Origin of the sequence: Mesorhizobium sp. M2A.F.Ca.ET.067.02.1.1 (assembly GCF_004023285.1) — a bacterium.
Classification (GTDB): domain Bacteria; phylum Pseudomonadota; class Alphaproteobacteria; order Rhizobiales; family Rhizobiaceae; genus Mesorhizobium.
In genome coordinates this window covers 1-3,984 of sequence record NZ_RZSB01000553.1, presented here as the reverse complement: position 1 = coordinate 3,984, position 3,984 = coordinate 1, and the positions used below count along the sequence as shown (strand labels likewise).

General features: G+C 64.6%; 4 protein-coding genes, 1 pseudogene and 1 riboswitch. Of the genes and pseudogenes, 4 read left to right on the top strand and 1 reads right to left on the bottom strand.

Annotation, left to right across the window (positions count from 1 at the left end; all coding sequences use genetic code 11):
- Nucleotides 1-81: 81 nt before the first annotated feature.
- A riboswitch (TPP riboswitch) is annotated at nucleotides 82-187 on the bottom strand.
- A gap of 130 nt (nucleotides 188-317) precedes the next feature.
- The 4 genes from EOA28_RS27330 to EOA28_RS27315 are packed head-to-tail and all read left to right on the top strand — an operon-like array spanning nucleotide 318 to nucleotide 3,389.
- Entirely contained in the window at nucleotides 318-962 is a 645-nt protein-coding gene (locus tag EOA28_RS27330) for a thiamine diphosphokinase (RefSeq protein WP_127253652.1), read from the top strand.
- A gap of 10 nt (nucleotides 963-972) precedes the next feature.
- Nucleotides 973-2,787, top strand: a complete 1,815-nt coding sequence (locus EOA28_RS27325; protein ID WP_127253653.1) for an ABC-F family ATP-binding cassette domain-containing protein — start codon at nucleotides 973-975, stop codon at nucleotides 2,785-2,787.
- 60 nt (nucleotides 2,788-2,847) lie between these two features.
- Entirely contained in the window at nucleotides 2,848-3,090 is a 243-nt protein-coding gene (locus tag EOA28_RS27320) for a type II toxin-antitoxin system CcdA family antitoxin (RefSeq protein WP_126080767.1), read from the top strand.
- Nucleotides 3,090-3,389 carry a CcdB family protein gene (locus EOA28_RS27315; RefSeq protein WP_126080766.1) on the top strand — a complete coding sequence of 100 codons (300 nt, stop codon included), beginning with the start codon at nucleotides 3,090-3,092 and terminating at the stop codon, nucleotides 3,387-3,389. The genes EOA28_RS27320 and EOA28_RS27315 overlap by 1 nt, the downstream gene beginning before the upstream one ends.
- Before the next feature lie 59 nt (nucleotides 3,390-3,448).
- Here EOA28_RS27315 and EOA28_RS27310 read toward each other — a convergent pair.
- Nucleotides 3,449-3,984, bottom strand: a pseudogene (locus EOA28_RS27310) (hypothetical protein); the annotation flags it as partial.

Genomic DNA, 3,984 nt, shown 5'->3' with positions numbered 1-3,984 from the left:
CCGGCTGCGAGAATAAGCTTGGACAATATCGCGCGCATCGGCGCCTCCTTCGTTCGAGTGACAAGGAATTGAGGCGCCGGATGGTCCGAAACGTCTAATCCCTCCGCCGGTACAAACCGGATCAGGTTCAGCGGGTTGGCTCGATTGCCTCTCAGCCGGATCACGTCCGGCACCCCGTTAGAGCGTTTCGACAGATAGGCCCGGCCGAAGCGGCGTGCAAGCGGAAGTTTGCCGGGCAGCTAATGTTCCGAGGCAGGAACCGAAGCGCGGCGCTTCCGGCTTCCGTTTCCCCCGGCGGGCTGGTAAGGGCGACGGCCATGGGCACATTCACCATCCTGCTTGGCGGCGAGCTTATCCGCACGCCCCGGCTCGAACGCCAGATCGCTGGTTCGCGCGTCATCGCCGCCGACGCCGGCATCGGCCATGCCCGCATGCTGGGCCTTGTCCCCGAGCTCTGGGTCGGCGATTTCGACTCGGTGCCGGCCAACCTGCCCGAAGATCTGGCTTCCGTCCCACAAAAAATCTTCCCGGCCGAGAAGGACATGACCGATGGCGAGCTTGCAATAGCGGAAGCGCTCCAGCGCGGCGCCACCAGCCTCGTGCTTGCCGGCGCCTTCGGCGGCAAGCGCGCCGACCATGCCTCCCTGCATCTGGCGCTCGCCGTGCGGCTGGCAGAAGCGGGCACGACCGTGTTGCTGACGAGCGGCGCACAGGAAGGCGTTCCCATCCTGCCTGGCAAAGCCAGTTTCGACTATGCGGACAGCACCCTGTTTTCGGTGCTCGGCTTCTCCGACCTGTCCGGCCTGACGGTCACCGGCGCCAAATGGCCGCTCGACCGCGTCGAGTTGGCGTTCGGCTCCTCGCTCACTATATCAAACGAGGTCAAAGGGCGGCTTGGCATCGCGCTGGAGCGCGGCCGGGCGCTGCTTCTGGCCCACCCCTATCCTCTTCCCGAAAGCTGACATTCCAGATATGGCGCCGCCACTTCTCAACCTCGACGGCATTAAACTGACCTTCGGCGGCACCCCGCTGCTCGACGGTGCTGCGCTCAGCGCTTCCGCCAGCGAAAAGATCGCGCTGGTCGGCCGCAACGGCTCGGGCAAGTCGACCCTGCTCAAGATCGCCGCCGGCATGATCGAGCCGCAGGACGGCGAAGTGTTCCGCCAACCCTCGGCGACCGTTCGTTATCTGCCGCAGATGCCGGATATGGATGGCTTCGCCACCGTGCGCGCCTATGTCGAGGCCGGCCTCGGCCCGGCCGACGATCCGCATCGCGCCACCTATCTGATGGAGCATCTCGGCCTCACCGGCGAGGAGAAGCCGGGCGACCTGTCTGGCGGCGAGGCGCGCCGCGCCGCGCTTGCGCGCGTCATGGCGCCGGAACCCGACATCCTTCTGCTCGACGAGCCCACCAACCATCTCGACCTTTCCGTGATCGAATGGCTGGAAGAGGAGCTTGCCCGCACCTCTTCGGCGGTGATCCTGATCTCGCACGACCGCCGCTTTCTCGAACGCGTCACCCGCGCCACCGTCTGGCTCGATCGCGGCCAGACGCGACGGCTGGACAAGGGCTTTGCCCATTTCGAGGAATGGCGCGACCAGGTGTTGGAGGAGGAAGAGCGCGAGCAGCACAAGCTCGGCCGCCAGATCGTGCGCGAGGAGCATTGGTTGCGCTACGGCGTGACCGCCAGACGCAAGCGCAACATGCGCCGCCTCGGCGAATTGCAGACGATGCGCCAGCGCTTCCGCAGCCACCGCGGCGCCGAAGGCATCGCCACCATGGTGGCGAGCGACGCCGCCGAATCCGGCAAGCTGGTGATCGAGGCCAAGGGCATCGACAAGAGCTTTGGCGACCTCACCGTGGTCAAGGGTTTCTCGACCCGCATCCAGCGCGGCGACCGCGTCGGCCTGGTCGGCCCCAACGGCGCCGGCAAGACGACGCTTTTGAAGATGCTGACCGGCGAGCTCGCGCCGGATGCCGGCAGCGTGCGGCTCGGCGTCAACCTGGAGATCGCCACACTCGACCAGAAGCGCGAGGCCGTCGACCCGGCCGAAACCCTGGCGCATTACCTTACCGATGGGCGCGGCGAGAACCTGCTGGTCAATGGCGAGCAGCGCCACGTCGTCTCCTACATGAAGGATTTCCTGTTCAAGCCGGAGCAGGCGCGCACGCCGGTGCGCGAGCTTTCCGGCGGCGAGCGCGCGCGCCTTCTTCTGGCCCGCGTGCTGGCGCGCCCGGCGAACCTTCTGGTGCTCGACGAGCCGACCAACGACCTCGACATGGAGACGCTGGAGTTGCTGCAGGAACTGGTCGCGGGCTTTTCCGGAACTGTCATCCTGGTCAGCCACGACCGCGATTTCCTAGACCGCACCGTCACCAGCGTGATCGCGCCGGAGGGCAACGGCCGCTGGATCGAATATGCCGGCGGCTATTCAGATATGCTGGCGCAGCGCGGCGGCTCGAAGCTGGAAGACCGCAAGGCAAGATCGAAAGCCGAGGCCGCCGAGGCTTCGCCGAAGGCCGAACAAGCCGCACCCAAAGGCCCGGCGAAAAAGCTCTCGTTCAAGCAGAAGTTCGCGCTGGATTCCCTGCCCAAGAAGATCGAAGCGGTGACAGCCTCAATCGCCAGGCTGGAGAACAACATCGCCGACCCCGCCTTCTACGAACGCGATCCCGTCTCGTTCCAGAAGACCATCGCCGCGCTCGACAAGGAGCGCACGACGCTCGCCGCGCTCGAGGAGGAGTGGCTGGAGCTGGAGATACTGCGTGAGGAGATGGAGGGATAGCACCCTCATTGCGCTGACGCACCGATGCGCATAAAGTATGCGCATGTCGAGGTGACTGTCATGCGCAAGATTGCAACGAACGCAAATCGCCAGCCAGCTAATCTGTCGATCGATTCGCAGCTCATGGCGGAAGCCAAGGGGCTCAACGTGAATGTATCACGGGCTGCGGAGGCCGGTATATCGGAAGCGGTTGCTGCGGAAAAAACGCGGCTATGGAAGCTTGAGAACCGTGCGACGATAGACGCTTGGAACGACTATGTCGACAAGCACGGCATCCCACTCGCCGAACATCGGCAATTCTGATGGCGCGCTATGACGTCTTCGCCAGCGGCATCGAAGGCGGCTATCTGCTCGACGTTCAGTCCGACCTGCTCGACCACTTCAAGACGCGGGTGGTCGTTCCGCTTCTGCCACTGACCTCGGCGCCTTCGCCAATGCGCAAGCTGCATCCGGTCTTTGAGATCAACGGCCGGAAGATGGTGATGGCCACCCACCTAATCGCGACGGTTGCCGCAACCGAACTCGGCGAAAATCGAACCAATCTCATGAGCCGCCACGACGATATCGTGGCGGCGCTCGATATGCTCTTTCAAGGCTTTTAAGGGCCTGCCTTACGCAATTCCGGACGGAAAACGGCTCACACTTTTCCTGGAATTGCTCCTCACCCCGACGTCTTCGCCGCCCAGGCCTTCAGCGCCTCGTCGAAGACCTTCTCGCCGGGGATGCCCTTTTCCATGGTGAGCAGCGCGCGGCGCCCGGTCTTGTAGACCACCGGCACGTCGATCCAGGACTGTCCCCGAAGCAGCGTCAGATTGGCGTCCTCGTCGGCCTTGGTGTCGTTGAGCGCGACGAGGAAGAAGCCGTCGGCGATCTTGGCCGGGATGCCGATCAGCGGGCTGCCGGCATCCTGTTCCGAGCTCTTCATGGCAATGCGCAGGATGTTGTCGACGCCGCCGCCGTCAAACCCTTCCGGCGTCAGGAAGATCATCTCGATGATGTGGCTGGCCGGCAGGGTCTGGTCGGTGTTGCGCCGGATCGTCATGCGCAGCTGGATGTTCTTGCCGGGGATCGTCGCTTCGGCGCGGATCGCCGGTTCCGGCGGCAGGTCGCCGCCGGGCGATTCCTGGACCAGCGACCAGACGATGCTGCCGGGCTCGGCCGTGCCCTGCTGGGTGCTGGTGCGCTCCTCATAGAAGA